Annotated in this window: 28 protein-coding genes; 3 read left to right on the top strand and 25 right to left on the bottom strand. The window is 69.4% G+C overall.

From position 1 onward, the window contains the following. Nucleotides 1-63: 63 nt before the first annotated feature. Nucleotides 64-939, bottom strand: a complete 876-nt coding sequence (locus ABD998_RS00590; RefSeq protein ID WP_345434858.1) for a hypothetical protein — start codon at nt 937-939, stop codon at nt 64-66. A 422-nt stretch (nt 940-1,361) separates the two neighbouring features. Between ABD998_RS00590 and ABD998_RS00585 the strand changes: the two genes are divergently transcribed. After that, on the top strand, nt 1,362-1,892 hold the full coding sequence (locus ABD998_RS00585; protein ID WP_345434856.1) for an HIRAN domain-containing protein: 531 nt from the start codon (nt 1,362-1,364) through the stop codon (nt 1,890-1,892). A 330-nt stretch (nt 1,893-2,222) separates the two neighbouring features. Here the strand turns inward: ABD998_RS00585 and ABD998_RS00580 are convergent, their stop codons facing one another. From ABD998_RS00580 to ABD998_RS00545, 8 genes are read right to left on the bottom strand one after another with little or no spacing between them, the layout of a single operon-like run. After that, the gene (locus tag ABD998_RS00580; RefSeq protein WP_345434854.1) at nt 2,223-2,396 is read right to left on the bottom strand and encodes a hypothetical protein; all 174 of its coding nucleotides are present in this window, start codon (nt 2,394-2,396) and stop codon (nt 2,223-2,225) included. After that, on the bottom strand, nt 2,393-2,782 hold the full coding sequence (locus ABD998_RS00575) for a hypothetical protein (protein ID WP_345434852.1): 390 nt from the start codon (nt 2,780-2,782) through the stop codon (nt 2,393-2,395). Before ABD998_RS00575 ends, ABD998_RS00580 begins: the two co-directional genes overlap by 4 nt. Beyond that, a complete protein-coding gene (locus tag ABD998_RS00570) occupies nt 2,779-3,522 on the bottom strand; it encodes a hypothetical protein (protein ID WP_345434849.1) in 744 nt (247 codons plus the stop codon). Before ABD998_RS00570 ends, ABD998_RS00575 begins: the two co-directional genes overlap by 4 nt. A 14-nt stretch (nt 3,523-3,536) precedes the next feature. After that, a complete protein-coding gene (locus ABD998_RS00565; protein WP_345434847.1) occupies nt 3,537-3,788 on the bottom strand; it encodes a hypothetical protein in 252 nt (83 codons plus the stop codon). After that, entirely contained in the window at nt 3,785-4,003 is a 219-nt protein-coding gene (locus tag ABD998_RS00560; RefSeq protein ID WP_345434845.1) for a hypothetical protein, read from the bottom strand. The genes ABD998_RS00565 and ABD998_RS00560 overlap by 4 nt, the downstream gene beginning before the upstream one ends. Nucleotides 4,004-4,018: 15 nt before the next feature. Continuing rightward, nucleotides 4,019-4,684 carry a hypothetical protein gene (locus ABD998_RS00555; RefSeq protein WP_345434843.1) on the bottom strand — a complete coding sequence of 222 codons (666 nt, stop codon included), beginning with the start codon at nt 4,682-4,684 and terminating at the stop codon, nt 4,019-4,021. Continuing rightward, nucleotides 4,681-5,127: an ASCH domain-containing protein gene (locus ABD998_RS00550; protein ID WP_345434841.1), complete on the bottom strand. Its 447-nt coding sequence runs from the start codon at nt 5,125-5,127 to the stop codon at nt 4,681-4,683. The genes ABD998_RS00555 and ABD998_RS00550 overlap by 4 nt, the downstream gene beginning before the upstream one ends. Further along, nucleotides 5,124-6,074 carry a helix-turn-helix domain-containing protein gene (locus tag ABD998_RS00545; protein WP_345434839.1) on the bottom strand — a complete coding sequence of 317 codons (951 nt, stop codon included), beginning with the start codon at nt 6,072-6,074 and terminating at the stop codon, nt 5,124-5,126. Before ABD998_RS00545 ends, ABD998_RS00550 begins: the two co-directional genes overlap by 4 nt. Before the next feature lie 475 nt (nt 6,075-6,549). Between ABD998_RS00545 and ABD998_RS00540 the strand changes: the two genes are divergently transcribed. Together ABD998_RS00540 and ABD998_RS00535 are read left to right on the top strand one after the other, a co-directional pair. Then, nucleotides 6,550-6,810, top strand: a complete 261-nt coding sequence (locus ABD998_RS00540) for a hypothetical protein (RefSeq protein ID WP_345434836.1) — start codon at nt 6,550-6,552, stop codon at nt 6,808-6,810. Nucleotides 6,811-6,882: 72 nt separating this feature from the next. After that, the gene (locus ABD998_RS00535) at nt 6,883-7,167 is read left to right on the top strand and encodes a hypothetical protein (RefSeq protein WP_345434834.1); all 285 of its coding nucleotides are present in this window, start codon (nt 6,883-6,885) and stop codon (nt 7,165-7,167) included. Between the two features lies 1 nt (nt 7,168). Here the strand turns inward: ABD998_RS00535 and ABD998_RS00530 are convergent, their stop codons facing one another. The 16 genes from ABD998_RS00530 to ABD998_RS00455 form a co-directional block, all read right to left on the bottom strand. After that, nucleotides 7,169-8,401, bottom strand: coding sequence for a DNA cytosine methyltransferase (locus ABD998_RS00530; protein WP_345434832.1), 1,233 nt, complete (start codon nt 8,399-8,401; stop codon nt 7,169-7,171). Beyond that, nucleotides 8,398-8,874, bottom strand: coding sequence for a hypothetical protein (locus tag ABD998_RS00525; protein ID WP_345434830.1), 477 nt, complete (start codon nt 8,872-8,874; stop codon nt 8,398-8,400). Before ABD998_RS00525 ends, ABD998_RS00530 begins: the two co-directional genes overlap by 4 nt. A gap of 188 nt (nt 8,875-9,062) precedes the next feature. Next, nucleotides 9,063-9,449, bottom strand: coding sequence for a hypothetical protein (locus tag ABD998_RS00520; RefSeq protein WP_345434828.1), 387 nt, complete (start codon nt 9,447-9,449; stop codon nt 9,063-9,065). Further along, nucleotides 9,433-9,717, bottom strand: a complete 285-nt coding sequence (locus tag ABD998_RS00515; protein WP_345434826.1) for a hypothetical protein — start codon at nt 9,715-9,717, stop codon at nt 9,433-9,435. The genes ABD998_RS00520 and ABD998_RS00515 overlap by 17 nt, the downstream gene beginning before the upstream one ends. Nucleotides 9,718-9,732: 15 nt before the next feature. Beyond that, nucleotides 9,733-10,980, bottom strand: coding sequence for an AAA family ATPase (locus tag ABD998_RS00510; protein ID WP_345434825.1), 1,248 nt, complete (start codon nt 10,978-10,980; stop codon nt 9,733-9,735). Beyond that, complete coding sequence (locus tag ABD998_RS00505; RefSeq protein WP_345434824.1) at nt 10,977-11,294, bottom strand: hypothetical protein; 318 nt, start codon at nt 11,292-11,294, stop codon at nt 10,977-10,979. The genes ABD998_RS00510 and ABD998_RS00505 overlap by 4 nt, the downstream gene beginning before the upstream one ends. Then, on the bottom strand, nt 11,291-12,067 hold the full coding sequence (locus ABD998_RS00500) for a helix-turn-helix domain-containing protein (protein WP_345434823.1): 777 nt from the start codon (nt 12,065-12,067) through the stop codon (nt 11,291-11,293). Before ABD998_RS00500 ends, ABD998_RS00505 begins: the two co-directional genes overlap by 4 nt. Next, nucleotides 12,064-12,465, bottom strand: coding sequence for a hypothetical protein (locus ABD998_RS00495; protein WP_345434822.1), 402 nt, complete (start codon nt 12,463-12,465; stop codon nt 12,064-12,066). The genes ABD998_RS00500 and ABD998_RS00495 overlap by 4 nt, the downstream gene beginning before the upstream one ends. Beyond that, nucleotides 12,465-12,944, bottom strand: coding sequence for a hypothetical protein (locus ABD998_RS00490; RefSeq protein WP_345434821.1), 480 nt, complete (start codon nt 12,942-12,944; stop codon nt 12,465-12,467). The genes ABD998_RS00495 and ABD998_RS00490 overlap by 1 nt, the downstream gene beginning before the upstream one ends. After that, nucleotides 12,941-13,288: a hypothetical protein gene (locus tag ABD998_RS00485; protein WP_345434820.1), complete on the bottom strand. Its 348-nt coding sequence runs from the start codon at nt 13,286-13,288 to the stop codon at nt 12,941-12,943. Before ABD998_RS00485 ends, ABD998_RS00490 begins: the two co-directional genes overlap by 4 nt. Beyond that, nucleotides 13,285-14,130, bottom strand: coding sequence for a hypothetical protein (locus ABD998_RS00480; RefSeq protein ID WP_345434819.1), 846 nt, complete (start codon nt 14,128-14,130; stop codon nt 13,285-13,287). The genes ABD998_RS00485 and ABD998_RS00480 overlap by 4 nt, the downstream gene beginning before the upstream one ends. Further along, complete coding sequence (locus ABD998_RS00475; protein WP_345434818.1) at nt 14,127-14,582, bottom strand: DUF7448 domain-containing protein; 456 nt, start codon at nt 14,580-14,582, stop codon at nt 14,127-14,129. Before ABD998_RS00475 ends, ABD998_RS00480 begins: the two co-directional genes overlap by 4 nt. Next, a complete protein-coding gene (locus ABD998_RS00470; protein WP_345434816.1) occupies nt 14,579-15,367 on the bottom strand; it encodes a hypothetical protein in 789 nt (262 codons plus the stop codon). The genes ABD998_RS00475 and ABD998_RS00470 overlap by 4 nt, the downstream gene beginning before the upstream one ends. Continuing rightward, nucleotides 15,364-15,579, bottom strand: a complete 216-nt coding sequence (locus ABD998_RS00465; RefSeq protein ID WP_345434814.1) for a hypothetical protein — start codon at nt 15,577-15,579, stop codon at nt 15,364-15,366. The genes ABD998_RS00470 and ABD998_RS00465 overlap by 4 nt, the downstream gene beginning before the upstream one ends. Then, nucleotides 15,576-15,887, bottom strand: coding sequence for a hypothetical protein (locus tag ABD998_RS00460; RefSeq protein WP_345434812.1), 312 nt, complete (start codon nt 15,885-15,887; stop codon nt 15,576-15,578). Before ABD998_RS00460 ends, ABD998_RS00465 begins: the two co-directional genes overlap by 4 nt. Next, on the bottom strand, nt 15,887-16,183 hold the full coding sequence (locus ABD998_RS00455) for a hypothetical protein (RefSeq protein ID WP_345434810.1): 297 nt from the start codon (nt 16,181-16,183) through the stop codon (nt 15,887-15,889). Before ABD998_RS00455 ends, ABD998_RS00460 begins: the two co-directional genes overlap by 1 nt. Nucleotides 16,184-16,209: the final 26 nt, after the last annotated feature.

The raw sequence follows: 16,209 nt of genomic DNA, 5'->3' as shown, positions 1-16,209 counted from the left end.
CGAAGTCTTTGAACCCGCTCGGCATCTCAGCCACCTCCCCGGCGGTCCGCTGCCGCTCGCGCCTCAGGGACCCTCCCCCACCCCGTCAGTGAGTGTGGCGTCAATGAGTCGGCGTGCGTGGTCACGAGTTGCGAGGATCTCGTATCGGGTGTCGAGATCCGTGAGCAGGTCCACGCATGCCGATGCCGACACGGCAAGCATCCGAAAGCTCGGTGTGAGCTCGAAAGATGCAAGTCCGTCCTCGAACTCTGTGACTTGTCGCACATCACTGAGTGCGCGCATGACATGTTCGCTTCCGTGGACGAAGGAACTCGCGATCTTCCAGATGAGGAGTGGACTGAGATCTTTCTTCCCGGCCTGTCGAGGGGGCGACACTTTTGTGAGTATGTTCGTGTACTTCGGCGGGTTGCCCAGGCTGACTTGTTTGAGTTGTCCGACAGTGTTCTTGAGTTCTGTGAGCCGTTCGACCGTCCTCGCGTGCCGCTCCTCCTGCTCCAACAATGCGCCCGGGCTGCTCGCGATAGCGTGGCTTAACGAGCGCGCGTCAGAGACGCTGCGGAAAGCGAGTTGAAGGCATCGAAGCACACGATCCGCCTTACGTTCGGACTTAATGAGCCACATCGCTGTGGCCGCGGATTCGATGGACGCGCGAATCAGCGGATACAGCGCGAACGGCCAGGCGACAACCTTCGTGCCAGACTCCTGAACCATTGCGGTGAACAGCACATTCAGGTTGTCGAGAGCCCTAGCACGGTGAGCAACAACCATGCCGTCGATCGGCATGTACGCGGTGTGGCGTCTCTCTTGGTCTAGAACTGATCCGCGCCGCGGTGGCTCCAGCGGGCCGAAGGAGTTCGTGCGGAGTTGAGTACGGTGCAGGAGCTCGAGAGCCACCCGCATCTCCTCCTCAGATTCTTGTCGGTCAAGAGATTCGGGCATGTTCGGATCCTAGAAGCAATTCGAAACAGGTCGCGAGATGGCCTCGCGCAGTCGACATCGCCCTAGCTCACGGCGTCGTGGGCGGATCGCCCGCCAGCGCTGCGATTGCATCTGGAATGCTCGGGCCCGGTGTACTTCGTGCGGTCCACGTCGTCGTGGCCGAGATCCCAACCGGCGCCGGCCGGGATGAGGCGGCCGCACCGTGCGCAGCGCACACGCCCCGTGGCGACGCGTGGTGCCCATGCGGCTCGGAGCTTGTCGTGGTCGGCACCGTATCCGCGTGCCTGGCGTGTGCCGCGGTCCCGTTCTCGCGCGCGACGGTGCTCGGTGCAGCGTCCCTTCTCGACGAGGCGAGGACAGCCGGGCTCGGCGCATACTCGCATGGCCGTCCCCCTTCGCACCGCTCCGCTAGGTTCACTGGCATGGAAGCTCTCGTCGCCCTCACCATGTTCGGCGGTGCCGCGCTCGTGATCGGTGGCGTGTTCTACGCCGCCCGCCGGTTGATGCCGGCGCGTGGTCCCGTCGAGGTGCATGAGCGGGAAGAAGTCGAAGGGGACGACGCGGATGTCGTAGGTGGTAATGCGCCGTCCGATATCCGATCGCCGATGCGGACTGCGGATCTCCGTGGGATCGAGAGCGTGCGGCTGAGGGTGAAGGGCACGGGGTATTGGGTCGATGTCGACCAGCGTCATCGCGTGGGAGGGACCGACTATCTCCTCGTCCGCGAGCCGAGCAATCCGCACGACCGGAATGCCGTCGCAGTCCATGATGCCGACGGGCGGAAGGTCGGGTACGTGTCGGCAGCGCGAGCAGCGATACTCGCTCCGGTTCTCGACACGATCGATGCCGAGGCGTTCGTGGTGAGCGGGGCGGGGCCGTCCGAGGACAGCGTCCGACTGTGGGTGGATCTCCCGAAGGCGGACGCGCTGAGACGGTACGCGCGCGGCCTCTGAGCAGGTCGACGCGGGCCGGGGGATCCGACGCCCCGGCCCGCGGATGCCCTACCGCCGGATCGGCGGGCGCGTTGGCGAGACGCGGCGGGCATGGGAACGCCCCGGGGAGCGTGAGCTCTCGTCCGGGGCGTGGGGTGGTCGACGTGCTGGGGCTCTCCGACCGGGGATGGGGTCCGGTGGCGGCTCTCCTGCTGTCGTCCTGGTGTCTCCGTCCGACACCTTGCCGATACTGAAGCTAGGGGCGGTCAACGACGGACCGCCAAACGCGACACGCCGGTGGATCTGGAAGTGCCCCGGACGGATCCGGGGCACTTCGCGGGTGGCCAACGGTCAGCGGGGGCCGTTGGTGCGCTTCGTCGTCGGCGTCGGCTTGACGGGACCGTACAGCCACGCCGTGCGAGCAGCGTCGCGCCGGCTGGACCGCAGGTAGTAGCGGAGCGCCCGGTAGCTCTGCCAGAACGCGACCAGTCCTGCTGGCTTCCAACGATCCCACCGACCTCTCATCGCCCCTGCTCCCTGATCCGATAGGCGATGACGTCACCGTGGTAGCTGATCTCGGCGATGTGCGCGGCCTTCTCGCGCTCCTCCTGGCGTACGGCGTCGTCGTGGGCGGTCAGCCACGCCTCCCACCGCCGACGAGCCTCGGCACCAGCTTCCGCCGGTCGCAAGTGATCCGGGGCTCTCTGAATCGCGGCCCAGACCGCGAGCTCCTTCATCTCATCGTCCAGGGGTGGCGTGCGTTCGGTGTCGGCGGCTGTCTCTGCACGGATGCGCTCAATCCTTGCGTGGATACGGGCCATCGCCGCGTCCTGCTTCGCCTGCATCTCGGGCGTGATCTGGCCGAGCAGTTCGTCGCGGAGCCCCTCGGGGAGGTCGTCGGGGTGGATCATCGCCCCGCCTCCCGTGCCGCTTCGACCGGCTCCCACGGCGTGACCCCAGTGCGCCTCGTGCGTCGCTCGATCTTGTCGACGGAGACGCGCCCCATCGTCGCCCGCTCGACGCCCTGGACTAGCCGCTCCACGGCACCGGGGCTGTCGACTGTGGTCTGAGTCCCGTGGTTCACGCCGTACGAGTAGTGGACGCGTAGCTCCTGGACGACCTCTTCCTGCTCCTCGGTGACCGGCTGGGATGCCCGCTCCAGGATCGCGCGCGCATCCATGACCATGTGGAGGGCCGCGCTGTCCCACACGCGCTTGCGCTCCCGCTCGGTCTTCTCCAGCGCGTCGGCCAGCTGCATCACCATCCCGACGGGTGAGTCGGGCGACCACAACCCTCGCTGGTCCCACGAACGGACCAGCTCCCGAGCCTCCGCGATGAGCGCGGCCACGTCGGCGGGTGCCTGATTATGGGATGCCCGCGTGAGCACGACCGAGAGCGTCGAGCCGACGTCCAGCGCTTCGCCGCGCTTCTCGTACCAGTCCCGGATCCACTGGCTGACCTGATCCGTCGAGATGCCGTGCGCACGGAGGCGAGCGCCGGTCGCGATGACGATCTCCGCTTCCCCGGGACGCACTCCTGCCTTCGCGAGCGCCACCGCGCCGGCCACCGCCGTCGGGATGTCGGCAGGCTCGACCCCCACCGCGATGAGCTCGTTGCGCGCCGAGAAGACATCGAGTCCGTCGCGGATCATGCTGCGGAGCCCCATCAGTCCGTCACCGCCCGCGCCCAGTCGCAGGACAGTCCCCCGCCGTACCCCGACTTCGCCCACACGCACAGCACGCTGCGGCCGTCATCGAGCTTGACCTCGAACGCCTGCACCTGTTCAGGTCGGCGCTCGTTCGTCTCGGGCGACGCTGACCCGGTCGCGCAGCCCGCGAGGGCCACGGTGGCGAGGACGCCCACTGCAGCGGCGGCACCGCGCAGCTTGCTGAGTCGTGTGATCGTGCTGTTGTTCATGTACCCATCTCCTGCTTCTGTCTCGCCTTCATGCGCGCCTGGTGGATCGGGTCGGCGATGAGCCTTGCCCGATACCAGGCCAGAAGGACTTCCTCAGCGACGACACGGCGCCCGTGTGCGTCGTACGTCATCGGCATCCCGTTGAGACGCCAGCGACGGATCGTGCGACGTGAGCGGTCGACGCGTGCCGCCGCCTGCCGGTAGGTGAGCCACATGTCGACCGCCCCCTCTCACTCGCCCGGCAGGTACTGCTCGCCGCAGTGCTTGCAGCGGCCGATCTGCGTGCCGCGGCCGTCGGCGCCGGTGATCCAGTCGGACAGGACGCCGGCCTGCCCGCAGACGCGGCATGTGATCGGCCTGTCGCGTCGAACGGTGCCGGCCGCGCTGTAGATCGCCCGGTACCGGCGGATCGTGCGGAACAGGCCCTCCCGGTAGGTGTCGAGCGCTTCGATCGGGTAGATGCGCTCGGCGTGCGCGATGAGCCACTTCGTGGTGACGTCGGCGCGTGCGCCCGCGGTGCGGCCGTCCGGGTCGACGACGACGCGGTCCTCGAGCCAGGTGCGGCGGTCCTGCGCGAGCACCGGGTAGATCGGCGCCGCCGGCGGGAGCACCTCGGCGTTGATCCACTCGGTCGCGGACTTCGTGAAGACCACGAGCATCGCCCACAGCAGGTTCGAGTCCCGGTCGGCCGGCGAGCCGACGGCCGAGGGCATGTTGTCGACGTACCCGCCGCCCGTGATCTTCACCTGGTCGTACCGGGTGGAGCGGACGAGCACGACGTGCTCGCGCATGGTCTCGAGCAGGAGGGGCACCTGGTCGAGGTGCCACTCGAACTCGTGCCGCCATGCCTGCCACATCGCGACCGGATCGACGCGCACCCCGTCGACGGCCGTCATGCTGCCACCGCCGCGAGCACGCGTGCCGTCGTCTCGGCGTCGAGCGTGCGGAGCCCGAGCGCGCCCTTGAACGGGAGCGGCTCAGCCAGCGGGCGAGGGTTTGCGAGCACCAGGTGGTACGGCCATCCAGTCGTCTCCGCCCACGGCGAGCACACGCCCTCCCCTGGTTCGCCGCATGAGTCGTCCCACAGCGGGCGGTGCACGTCGACGAGGTCGACGACGCCGATGATCGCGCCCAGCGCTTCCGGCTGCCCGTGGTGCATCGTGTTCGTGAGGGCGTAGGCGCCGAACTCGACCCATCCGCGGTCGTCACGCTGCAGCGCTGCATGGATCGCGACCGGCCCACGGTAGTTACCGGCGATGTTGCGGGCGCGGTTCTCGACGTCCTTCCCGCCGTGGACAATGGCGTGCGCCCATGGCTGGCGGACGGTGATGATCCTCATGCTGCTGCCCTCCTCTCTCGTGCTGCGGCGAGCGCCGCGTCGGTGCATGTCGGCTTCGCGGGGCACGCGGACCGCTTCCGGCAGCCCTGCGTGTACCGCTCCGGTGTGCCGTGCTCGGCGTCGGCCGAGGGCGCCGCGTCGACGGGGACGACAGCCGCGGAGCGCTGGCGGGCGGCGTACTCGCGGTTGTACTCGCGCACCGCGTCGAGGCACGGCTCACACCGGCATCCGTGGCGGTACGCGGAGGCGGTGCCGTGCGTCGTCGGCTTCTTCCCGACCTTCCGTGACGGGAGGCCGAGGTCGCGGCGGAGCCGGTTCACGTACGTGAGCGACATCCCGAGCCGCTTCGCGACCTCCTTGTCGATGAGGCCCTCGCCGTTCAGGCGGGTGACCTCGGCGCGCATCCACTCGGCGCGTTGCTGACGCGGCGTCGGCCCGGCGGGACGTGCTCGACGCTCCCGACCGTAGGTGGTGTGCGCGGCGGTGCAGTCCTCGCATCGGCACCCGTTCCGGTAGGCGCCCGTCGTGCCGTGCAGCACCTCGCGCGGCTTCTGCTTCCGCGGGATCGGGTTCGGTGCGAGGCCCATCTTCCGGCGCAGCTCGCCCGCGGAGCTGCGCGTGATCTCCATCTGCAGGGCGATCTCGATGTCGTTCAGGCCCTGCGCGTGGAGCCGGGCGAGCAGGGGGCGACGCTCGCCGTACCCGACGCCGGGCTTCGCCGCCTTGTCTCGGGCCTCCACCGCGGCGCGTGCGGCTTCCTCCCGGGAGAGGAAGTCCGCCGGCTCCTCCCCGTCGTCCACGGCCTTCTTGAAGCCCCAGTCGCCCGCGTAGCGGATCGCGACGTCGCGGCACTTCATCGGTGCCGGGCAAACCCCGCTACGGCACTCGCGCGCGCCGGCGAGCGTCCCGTGCGGGTAGCTGTCCTCGAGCAGGTCGATTCCGCTCATCGTCTTTCCTCCTCGTCTGCTCGACGTGCTGCCATGCAGTCGGCGCACGTCACCTCGTTCCATCCGGTCGCCCTCTTGGCGCCGGTCGCCTTCCGGCCGCAATACCCGCGGCTCGGGTCTTGCGTGGGGCCGCACACGCGGGCGGCGTCGGTCGTGGAGACGGTCGGCGGCTTGTGCGCCGCGCGCTCCTGCGAGATCGGACCCGCGCTCATGGCACGCACCGCACGGTTGCGACGGATGTCACGCATAGGAGGGCATGTCCGCCGAGAACATGCAGTCCCTCATCCATAGGTTCATCGCTCGTGTCGCTGGAGCAGCAGATCCACAGCTGCTCTCTGAGCTTCTCGCCCTGCCCGACTGGTCCGACCCCGCTTCCGTGACCCACTGGCTCCTCTGGATGGCAGTAGCCGTATTGGGCGCCTGCACCGAGGCCGAACCCTTCGATTGCGGCCGATCCGCCTGGGAGGATTGAAGGATGATCCTCCTCACAGACGAATTCGTTCGCAGCTGTCGCAGCACGCCCTTCGAAGTGACGTACGGCGACCGAGACATCACCATCCGTCGAACTCGCGCTCAGGGTGCCGAACTCGAGGTCGTGGAGGGCGACGTCGTGATCGGCTACCTGACGCCTTACGGCTCCACAGAGCGCGGAGCGATCAGCGCCCGCCACCACCCCGGCATTCTGCCGCGCGTATTCCGGACGCTGGACGATGCTCTTGACGAGATCGTGCGCTGACCCGGTCACGCTGCTACCTCGCTGGCGTAGTCGAACCCGAGCGTGTCAGTGGTGCTCCATAGACTGCGCCGCATGCGCACGTTGGTAGTAGCCCTATACGCGGTCTCCGCAGTGCTTCCGTTGCTCGGGATAGCGAGGCTATTCGTTCTTGCCCGCCGCGAAGCCGGACCAGTGCTGCAAGCGAAGCCCACGAAGGACGGGAAGGGGATCTCGTACGATGAGTCCGAGAAAGCGCTGCCCGCAATCGTCAACGCTGTGCGGCATCGGCCGAGAGCGATCCTCTGGGACTTTGCCTTCATCGGCAGCGGTGTGCTCGCCGGTGCGGCGGCGAGCATCTGGTCCTTGTACTTGCCGTAGCTCATGCGGCGAGCGCCCATTCGATGGAGGGCACGCCGGGACGGGCGAGCATCTCGAGGATCGCGGCCGCGGCCTGCTGAGGCACGACCCCGTTCCCCGCGCACTTCAGCTGCGCCGCACGCGGAAGACCGATCGCCGGGTCCGTGACGTGACCGGCAGGCCAGCCCATCATCCACTCCGGGAGCTCCGGGTTCAGGCGGGCCTTCCCGCCCTTCCCGTCCATCCGTACCGGAGCCGGCGCGGGGCGACCGAGCACGGTCTCCCAGCGTGCGACGGCCGCCGCGTAGGGGCCCCAGTCGGCACCGGGCGCGACGACACCCTGCGGGCGCTCATCATCTGACCGCGTACCGCCCATGGCGTAGGACATCTCAGTCGACGACCCGCCGCGCGTAGCGCGAGGCGTTGGCATGAGCGTGTGCTCGGTGACATCGGCGAGGGACACCGTGTGCCCGCCGTCGCGACGCTTGTCCGGGTGCTGCGAACCACCACGGCCCGCGGCATACGCGTCCGGCGTCGGCAGCAGCGCTACGGGAGCATGCGTACCGCTATCGCGAGAGGCACGCCCGCTCCGTTCCCGTTGATCCCCATGTCTTTCAACCTCGCCTGCCGCGCGAGGAATGCCTCGGGCTCTCCCTCGAACGGATTCGCGGACGGCGTCGGCAGCAGTGCGCTCTCGGGGCCAGGCGAGGATGAAGACGCGGAACCGGCCGTGCGGGCCGCCGACGTCCGATGCTCGGATGCCTGTCCACTCCGCATCGAACCCGAGGTCGGCCAGGTCTCCGAGAACGGCTCCAAGTGCCCGCAGAGCATGTTGCTCACCGTCGTCTCCCAGACACCACGGGCAGGGCTCCACGTCGCTATGTGCTTCGGCACTGAGCAGTCCTCTCACGTTCTCGATGACGACCCAGTCGGGTCGCATGATGTCGATGGCCTTCGCGAACTCGGACCACAGCCCGGAGCGGGTGCTCGCGACCATGCCGCGGCGACGGCCCGCGAGGGACACGTCCTGGCAGGGGAACCCGCCCGACATGACACGCACACGGGGCGCTGTCGCCCAGTCGACCTTCGTCACGTCGCCGAAGTTCGGCACGTCCGGGTGGTGGTGCGCGAGCACGCGCGACGGGGCGTCGTCGAACTCGCAGAACCAGGCAGGACGGGTGCCGAACACTTCGTCGACCGCCATCCCGAGCCCGCCGACGCCAGCGAACAGCTCACCCGAGCACGGCGCGCTCACAGGAGCCCCTCCTCACGCAGCTTCGCCTCAGCGAGCGAGACGCGGTGGAACGCGACCTCATCGCCGCCGCGGTCCGGGTGGGTGTCGCGCTGCGCACGGCGGAGAGCCCGAGCTACCACTCCGGGGATGACCTTCATCTCGGCGTGCCCGAGCCCCAGAAACTTGCCGAGGTAGGCGAGCGCGTCATCCGCCGTCGCGAAGCCGTCCGGCACCGCGGTCGCCTCGATCGCGAGGAAGCCGCGGTACTGCTCGCCACGCTTCGTCACGCCGTACCGATCGACCTTCCGCAGCGCCTCGAGTGCGAGCGCGACGGCACGCAGGTTGTCCTGCCAGGTCGTGAACGTGTCGCACGGGTACGACAGGTGCCCGACCTTCGAGTCGAACGAGAGGATCACGCCGGGGTGCGCGGCCTTCGCCTGCGCGCGCGGTTTTCCGTCAAGACGGAAGTCGGCCGGCGCGATTGCGACCAGCATCTCCGCTTCCCGCGCGGAGAGCATCCGCAGCTCACGGTCGAGCAGCTCCAGCGTCGACGACAGCGGCGTCGAGCGGCGACGGTACGAGTCGAACTCCTACGTCTTGAACGGGGCGGCCCGGCGCTCACGGGTGAGCTCGCCCGGCCACTCCCGGATCGGGCCGACCTTCATCGTCTCCGGCCAGGCGCTCATCGTGTGACCTCCCCGGCCTCGTGGCATGCGCACGAGCACGGCGCCGGCACGTCCTTGACGTCGTCCCAGGCGTCGCCCGTGCACGCGCTGTGCTTCCCCGGCTCGCAGTCGGGCGAGATCGGGAGCGGGTCGCCCTCGACGGCGAGCTCCGGCCACTGGTCGGACGGGATCGGCTCGAACCGCCCTTCCTCGTCGAAGGTGGCGAGCATGTCGGCGAGCGCCTCGTCGACCTGGTCGGCCGCGGCGATGAGCTCGGCGGCGAGCTGGCGGGCATCGTCGACGGAGAGGTCGGTGCTCTTCTTCCGCGTCGTCAGCGCGACGCGGTACGTGTCGGTGATCTCGACGCTCGCGAGCGTGATCGTCACCTCAGACGTGATCGGCATAGCGGGCTCCCCCCTCGGGCTCGTAGTGCTCGCACGGGCGCTCGGCGGCGCCCCATCGGTAGTCGCGGAGCAGCGGGCGCCCGTCGGCAGTCGCCCACTCGGTGAAGATGACGGGGCCGCCGAACCGCCCGTCGAGGTCGGTCAGCGAGGACCGCACCGTCTTGTCGAGGTGCTCGGCGCGCACCTCGTCGCTGCGCTCGCAGGACACCGCCTGCCAGCCCGTCAGCGTTCGCATGTCGTCCGGGAGGACGATCGATCCCAGAGTCATGAGGGTTCCCATCCGTCAGTAGTTCGTCGGTTCCCACGGCCACACCTGGCCGCGGGTGAGCTTCTCCGGCCACGCGCGCCGGTCCCGGTCCCCGCGCCACCGGACGAAGCTGTACGTCTTCCGGAAGCCCGCTTCCCGCTTGTCTTCTCGGAGCCCGAGGCCGAACTCCGGCCATCGGCGCAGCGCGGAGGATCCGATCGGGCGCAGGTCGCGATCCCCGTTGCGGCCGACGGCGTTGCCCGAGTGCGTCTCGATCAGCAGCGCCACGCCCCGCTCGCGAAGGGTCTGCAGCGCCGCGAGCACGGGCTTCGCGTCGTCGTCGTCGTTCACGGCGCCGCTCGTGATCATGTAGAGCGGGCCGATCACGAGCAGGTCCGGCTTCGCCTGGTCGATCCACCGGTGGACGCGGCCGAGATCGTTCGGCTTCGTGATGTCCATCGACCCGACCGTGTGCACCGCGACCGAGTTCCGCGGATCCCGTGCGCCACGCATCGCCGCGGTGTCCGCGAGGACGCGCGCCTTGCGTCGCCACTGCTTCTCGCTGTTCTCCGCATCGACGACGAGCGCTGTGATCGGCCTCATCGGCGCGAACGTGAACGGGTGGATGCCCGCACATGGCAGCAGCGTCATCTGCCGGATGAGCGTCGACTTGCCGACGCCCTCGCCCGCGGTGATCAGCGCGCGGTCCTGACGTTCGAGCACGTCGGGGATCACCCAGTCGTAGTCGTCCTCCTCCTCAGGGACGTTGAGCATCTCCCGCAGCCAGCGCACGTTCTCCTCGCTCGAGACGCTGAGGTCGCGGAGCGCGCGCAGCTCCTCCGTCGCACGGGCGAGCGCGACGCCGGGGTCGCCGTCGGCCACCTGCAGCCGCGCGCCGACATCGGCCATCAGGCGCCGCATGGACGACTCCCGGACCTTCGTCGCGAGGTACTCCCCCGACTCGGCCGTCGTCGCGGCGTCGTGCCACGAGTACAGGTCGGTGATCTCGATGCCCCGGACGTCCCACGTCGCGAGGTGGTCCCACACTGTGAGCGCGTCGACCGGGGTACCGGCCGCGGCCATCCCGACGATGCCGCCGAAGATCGCCCCCAGCCGGAGGTCGCTGAAGTCCGACGGCCCGACCTGCCGCTGCAGCTCCTTCACCGCGTGCGGGTAGCGGAGCATCGCGCCGACCACCTGCCGCTCGATGAGCGCGTGCCCGTCGACGCGCGGCGCCGGCGGCGCGTACGGGTCTTCCGGCGGGTACTCGTCGTGCTCGCTCACGAGGTCACCGCCCGACGTCCGCCCTCGATCCGGGCGCGCGCGGCGAGCGCTCCCTCGTCGAGCTCGAGCCGGTTCCCGTACTCGTCCTCCGGCGCCGGGTCCGCGTGCAGGATCCGCTCGACGTTCGCGAGCAGATGCGCTGGCATCAGCCACGCGGCGGACTCGCGGCGATGCATCCGCACGGCCTCTCGCGCGACGTCGAGCTCGACGTCGTCGAGCAGCTCGTGCCACGTGAGGATCACGGACTCGTCGATGCGCCTGTTGTCGACGACCTGGATCAGCATCAACAGCTGGCCCGTCTCCTGCAGGTTCATGCTTCGACCGCCCGTCGAGCCTGTTGCGCGTCCGCCTGCTGCTGCAGCCGAGCGCCCATATCGAGGACCGCCTGCGCGCGCTCGATCGGCATCGGGCGCTGCGCCGAGCGCTCGCCCTGCCAGCGATGCGACTTGCGCATCCAGTTCCGCCACGTCGCGACCCAGTCGAGCTTCGTCGCCGATGCCCCGGTCGCCGCCCGCCAGTGATCGACGAACTCGCGCGTGTGCACGACGACGTCGAGGCCCGGCACTTCCTCCGCCGCCCACGCCTTCATCTCGGCCGTCAGCATGAAAGGCTCCGGAATGCGGGAGCCGCGCTTGCGCGGCGCTACCTCACCGGGTTCTACCTCTACGGGTTCTGCCTTATAGAGGAGTACGTCGTGCTGCTCGTTGCCGGTTGCATGCCCTTCCGTTGCCGGTTGCATCGCGTCGTCTTCCGGTAGCTCCGAGCTACCGGCAAAATCTGCCGCCAGCTCCGGGGAGCCGTTCGGGTGCAGCGTGTAGCCGTCGGGCAGACGGTTCCCGCGGCCCCGCTTCCCCGTCGTGCGGCGCACACGCTGCACGACACCGAGCGTCTCGAGCTCCGCCAGCATCGAGCGCACGGTGCGCTCGCTCAGACCGCTCTCTGTGGCGATTGTCGCCTGCGACGGGTGGATCCCGCCGAGTCCCGACCGTGAGGCGAGCGAGGCATAGACCAGCACCGCATTCCGCGGCACCCGCTTGTCGCGGACCATCCAGTTCGGGATGGCGGCGAACCCCTCTGCCCTGCTCATCGCGTCTTCCCTTCCATCACTTCGACTGCTCGGCCCTTCGCCGTCAGCAGCCACCAGGAGCCATCACGGCGGCGCACACGCACCGCCGTCGGCTCGTAATTCGGTCCCCGCCCGTGCAGCGGGATGAGGAGCCCCTGCTCCCTCGCGGAGTCCCTGTGTGACTCCGTGAAGCCGTGGCAGCCCGTCACGCTCGAGCCGCACAGGATGAGGAGGTTCGCGGCCGACGCGATCGCCGGGTTCGACGTCCCGCCGGCGCCGCGCGGCTTCCGGTGGTGCGCCGACCAGCCGATCCCGCGGTCCTCCCAGCGGAGGGGGCGGCGGCACCGGAAGCACCGCTCCCCCTCGCGCTGGAAGAACACCAGCCGCACCGTCGCCGGCGCGAAGTCGCCGACGCCCATCAGCTGCGCCCTGTCTCAGCGCGGTAGGTCAGCTCGACCTGCTTCCCGATCGACTGCACCCGACCCGTGTAGTCGCTGAGGAGGTTCCCGATCCGGCGCGCATACTCGAACGCCGTCACGGCGTCGTCGTACGCGTCCTTCTCCTCCTGCGTCGCGAGCACGATCTGCGCCGTCTGCTGCGCCGCCGGGAGGTGCGCGACCCGGACTCGCTTCCGGGCTTTCGCACGCTCGAGCCGAGTTGCCGCAGCCCGCTTGTGCTCCTCCGCCCGGAGGATCACGACGACCATCTTCGACGCGACCTTCGACACCTTCGCGAGCTCACCGATCACCCAGTCGGGCGTGCGAATCGTGCCGTCATCCAGCGAGTGCGACGCGACGACGCGCGCCTCCTCCGCGTACGCCTCGATCGATGCGACGTCCACCAACTCGCCATTGGGCCAGACCAGCAGCTCGTCGTCGGTGTGCTCGACGGTCGTCATCGCCGGAACGCTCCCGTCTCGACGACGTCCACGAGCTGGTCGATGCCACGCTCGAGCACGACCTCCGCGCCGCCCTGCGTCCAGGTGATGAGGCGCACGACGTCGCGATCGGTGCGGACCGCGACGACAGCGAGCTGCTGCTCCTCCGCCTCGACGACATCCCCCGGGACCAGGCGCCCCGCAGGCACCGCGCCCGGGATCGTGCGCACCTCGGCCCACTCCACACCGGCACGGAACGCGTCGGCCTCGGCCAGGCGCCCCTTGGCGTCGTCGTCTCCGAAGTTCGCGGGCTGCGCGAGGTAGCCCTGCACGGCGTCCTCGACGTCGTAACGCAGGGCGGTCACGGCTGCGCTCCGTCCACGCCGTACTCCGCGAGCTCCTCGGGAGTCATCTGCAGCGGGTCACCCGCGGGCGTCGGACCATCGGCGAGGGCCTCGGGCTCCGGCGTCGGCTCCTCGGCGGGCGCGGCGTCGGCGGGCGCCGCAGCGACCTCGCGGGGCTCGCGCGCCGCGGTGCGTGTCGCGCGCGGCTTCGGCGCGACCTGCTCCTCCGGCCGCGGAGTCGCGCCGTCCTCGAGCTCCTCGATGGAGTACGCCATGCCGAGCAGCGCGTCGGCCGCGATCAGACGACCAACCTCCGCCGTCGCGCGAGCGACGAGCATCGCGCCCGGCTGGTTCTTCCAGTTCGACTTCCCGAGGAGGTTCAGCCCGCGGGCACGGTCCATGTCCCACGTCGACGTCTCGACCTTGTCGGTCCCCTTGCGGCGTCCCTTCACGATCGCCCGGTGCGAGGTCGACTCCTCGACCCAGATGTCGTGCCCGTGCGCCTGCACGATCGCGCGGATCGTGATCGCACGGAATGCCGGCGTGCCCTGGATGACGTCCATCGACCGAAGCGACGCGAGCGGGTCCAGGCCGAGGCCCTGACCGGTCACGATCGCTGCCGCGGCCTCCGTCGCCTTGCCCGAGTACGACTGCGGGACGAACGACGTCGACACGAGCATCTGTGCCGCCTGATAGGCGAGCTGTAGGTCGCGCACGAAGCGGAGCAGCTCCTCCGACCCGTGCTCGGCGCCGGCGGCGGACACCGAAGCGCCCGCCGTCATCTGGCCGCCTTGCTGGTGGTGCACCTCAACGGCCACCGACCTCGACTCCTCGACGGGAGCCTCGTCCTGCTCCTCGCTCATGCCGACGCCCCCTCAGGGGTGTGCACGGAGAGCCAGAAGCCCCAGCCGTAGTAGCCGTTGTCTTGCCCCTCGGACTCCACGAGGACGTGCCCCCCTGCTGCGAGATCCGTGTAGACGAAGATCTGGATGGTCGCGCCGCCGTCGGTGATGGAGCCGGGCGTGATCTCCTTCGCTTCCGAGCCGTAGCTCTCCTCGAACTCCTTGACCTCGACGTTCAGGATGGTGCCGGCCACGCTGGCTACCGGCTCCACGCTGAAGCACCCATTCGTGCAGCTGCAGCCGCCGTCCGTGGCATGCGCCTTGAGCAACGTTCCGTCGTCGAGGACGAACGAGAGCACACGCTTGTACTCCTCGCCCTCGCTGATCGTGCTCACAATCGACCGGCCCACGAGTGCCTGCCGGATCTTCTCGGCGTCGGTGTACTCGATTGCTCCCGCTTCCCACCGGTTCATGCCGCCACCCCCGGCAGGTACATCGCGTCACCGCGCAGCGCGTCGATGTCGTCCTTCCGGTTCGCCCGCGCCGACGCCGCCGTTGCGAGGAACCGCGACCACACGTCGTCGCCGCGCTGCATCGGGTACACCACGTAGTCGTCCGACTTGATGTGGATCGCGACGTGGTCCGTGATCCCGAAGCCCTCGAGCGGCACCTCGCCGCCGCCCTCGCCGACGACGAAGTCGAACCGCGAGTACGCCTCGAGCTGCATCGCCGTCTCGCCGTAGATGTCGCGCGACGTCTTCCAGTCCCCGAGGAACGTGCGCCCCGGGAACCGGCGCGTCCGGAAGAGCAGGTCGAACGTGCCGCCGTAGCGGTGCTCGACGTTCACGCCGGCCGCCTCGACGAGGAGTTCCTCGACCTCCCAGTCGTCCATGAACCGCACAGCCGACTCGACGTGCCCCGCGAGCTCGTCCGGGACAGCGACCTGCTGGCCCTTGATGATCTGTTCGGCTAGGGAGTGCACCTCCGTACCGCGGCGTGCGGCCTCGTCGCGCACCTCGTAGCGAGACTTCTTGAGCCGGTCGAGACGCTGCGAAAACGACAGCTGCGACAGCTCGTCCCAGTGGTCGACGGCGTAGTCGGCAACGACGTTGCCGTTCCACGCCTCGAGGGCCTTCTTCCGGGCGCCGTCGCCGAGCAGCGTCGTGACGCCGTCGACCTTCTCGCCGTCGAGGTAGTAGGCGTGGCCGCGCCCGAAGTTGCGGCGCTTGAACGTGGGGAACAGGGAGGGCGTGCTCATCGGAGGACTCCGTTCTCGATGACGTTGCGGAAGGTGGGCTCGCCGTACACCGGTGTCCCGTCGATCTCGCCGATCACGGGGCGCGACGCCAGCAGACGCTCACGCAGGATCGGGAACATCTCGCGCGCCGTCGGGCGCACGGACGCCTGCAGACGCATCCGCTCTGCGGCGAGCGCCGGCGACGGACGCCGGAACCGCGCGGCGCGACTCACGACGCCACCTCGTAGCCGGCTCCGCGCAGCGCCGCTGCGTGATCGAGATCGCCCTGGAACGAGCCGGGCAGCTCGTTCCAGCTCGCGATCTCGCCGTCGGCGGTCGCGGGGAAGATGTATGTCTCGGGCTTGCCGGTGTACTGGACGACGACCGCCGAGACGATGACCTGCGAGTACTCCCCGCCGGTCTCGTTCCCATCCCAGTCCTGCGCCGGAAGAGGCGGCTCGAGACGGTACAGACGTGCGTCGCCGGACCAACTGCCCCGAAGCTTCCGCACGAGGGTCGCGACCTTCTTCTCCTCAGCCATCACTCGCCCTCGACTTCCGGCAGGTCGAGCGCCTCGTTGCCCGTGCGGGCGCGGTACGCCTGATCGAGCAGCTGCTGCACCGTCTTCCGCCCGGCGTCGTCGAGCACAGGCTCGACGCGCGCGAACCGGACCACCGGGTACTGCTCGTCCTTCTCGTCGTTCAGGACGCGCTTCGCGCGCCGCACGATCCCCACGACGAGCACGTCTTCGGCGTCGGCCTTCATCAGGTCGTCGTGGAGGTCTTCCAGACCGTTGAGCTCTGCGCCGGGGCGCTGCCCCGAGAACTGGACCGTCATGTCGTTTCCCATCTCTCCGGCGGGCC

It is taken from the genome of Microbacterium gilvum (assembly GCF_039543865.1).
Classification (GTDB): Bacteria; Actinomycetota; Actinomycetes; order Actinomycetales; family Microbacteriaceae; genus Microbacterium; species Microbacterium gilvum.
Note: the sequence above shows the minus strand (reverse complement) of the source record. Positions and strands in the feature narration are given on the sequence as shown.

Bases quoted from the DNA above. Each gene is read 5' to 3' on its own strand.
- ABD998_RS00570 (WP_345434849.1), bottom strand. From the start codon at position 3,522: ATGATCCGCGACGGACTCGATGTCTTCTCGGCGCGCAACGAGCTCATC.
- ABD998_RS00505 (WP_345434824.1), bottom strand. From the start codon at position 11,294: ATGAACCTGCAGGAGACGGGCCAGCTGTTGATGCTGATCCAGGTCGTC.
- ABD998_RS00515 (WP_345434826.1), bottom strand. From the start codon at position 9,717: ATGACTCTGGGATCGATCGTCCTCCCGGACGACATGCGAACGCTGACG.
- ABD998_RS00495 (WP_345434822.1), bottom strand. From the start codon at position 12,465: ATGGGCGTCGGCGACTTCGCGCCGGCGACGGTGCGGCTGGTGTTCTTC.
- ABD998_RS00520 (WP_345434828.1), bottom strand. From the start codon at position 9,449: ATGCCGATCACGTCTGAGGTGACGATCACGCTCGCGAGCGTCGAGATC.
- ABD998_RS00480 (WP_345434819.1), bottom strand. From the start codon at position 14,130: ATGAGCGAGGAGCAGGACGAGGCTCCCGTCGAGGAGTCGAGGTCGGTG.
- ABD998_RS00475 (WP_345434818.1), bottom strand. From the start codon at position 14,582: ATGAACCGGTGGGAAGCGGGAGCAATCGAGTACACCGACGCCGAGAAG.
- ABD998_RS00535 (WP_345434834.1), top strand. From the start codon at position 6,883: ATGCGCACGTTGGTAGTAGCCCTATACGCGGTCTCCGCAGTGCTTCCG.
- ABD998_RS00500 (WP_345434823.1), bottom strand. From the start codon at position 12,067: ATGAGCAGGGCAGAGGGGTTCGCCGCCATCCCGAACTGGATGGTCCGC.
- ABD998_RS00590 (WP_345434858.1), bottom strand. From the start codon at position 939: ATGCCCGAATCTCTTGACCGACAAGAATCTGAGGAGGAGATGCGGGTG.
- ABD998_RS00555 (WP_345434843.1), bottom strand. From the start codon at position 4,684: ATGACGGCCGTCGACGGGGTGCGCGTCGATCCGGTCGCGATGTGGCAG.
- ABD998_RS00550 (WP_345434841.1), bottom strand. From the start codon at position 5,127: ATGAGGATCATCACCGTCCGCCAGCCATGGGCGCACGCCATTGTCCAC.
- ABD998_RS00575 (WP_345434852.1), bottom strand. From the start codon at position 2,782: ATGATCCACCCCGACGACCTCCCCGAGGGGCTCCGCGACGAACTGCTC.
- ABD998_RS00455 (WP_345434810.1), bottom strand. From the start codon at position 16,183: ATGACGGTCCAGTTCTCGGGGCAGCGCCCCGGCGCAGAGCTCAACGGT.
- ABD998_RS00560 (WP_345434845.1), bottom strand. From the start codon at position 4,003: ATGTGGCTCACCTACCGGCAGGCGGCGGCACGCGTCGACCGCTCACGT.
- ABD998_RS00470 (WP_345434816.1), bottom strand. From the start codon at position 15,367: ATGAGCACGCCCTCCCTGTTCCCCACGTTCAAGCGCCGCAACTTCGGG.
- ABD998_RS00490 (WP_345434821.1), bottom strand. From the start codon at position 12,944: ATGACGACCGTCGAGCACACCGACGACGAGCTGCTGGTCTGGCCCAAT.
- ABD998_RS00545 (WP_345434839.1), bottom strand. From the start codon at position 6,074: ATGAGCGGAATCGACCTGCTCGAGGACAGCTACCCGCACGGGACGCTC.
- ABD998_RS00460 (WP_345434812.1), bottom strand. From the start codon at position 15,887: ATGGCTGAGGAGAAGAAGGTCGCGACCCTCGTGCGGAAGCTTCGGGGC.
- ABD998_RS00585 (WP_345434856.1), top strand. From the start codon at position 1,362: ATGGAAGCTCTCGTCGCCCTCACCATGTTCGGCGGTGCCGCGCTCGTG.
- ABD998_RS00525 (WP_345434830.1), bottom strand. From the start codon at position 8,874: ATGCTGGTCGCAATCGCGCCGGCCGACTTCCGTCTTGACGGAAAACCG.
- ABD998_RS00580 (WP_345434854.1), bottom strand. From the start codon at position 2,396: ATGAGAGGTCGGTGGGATCGTTGGAAGCCAGCAGGACTGGTCGCGTTC.
- ABD998_RS00565 (WP_345434847.1), bottom strand. From the start codon at position 3,788: ATGAACAACAGCACGATCACACGACTCAGCAAGCTGCGCGGTGCCGCC.
- ABD998_RS00540 (WP_345434836.1), top strand. From the start codon at position 6,550: ATGATCCTCCTCACAGACGAATTCGTTCGCAGCTGTCGCAGCACGCCC.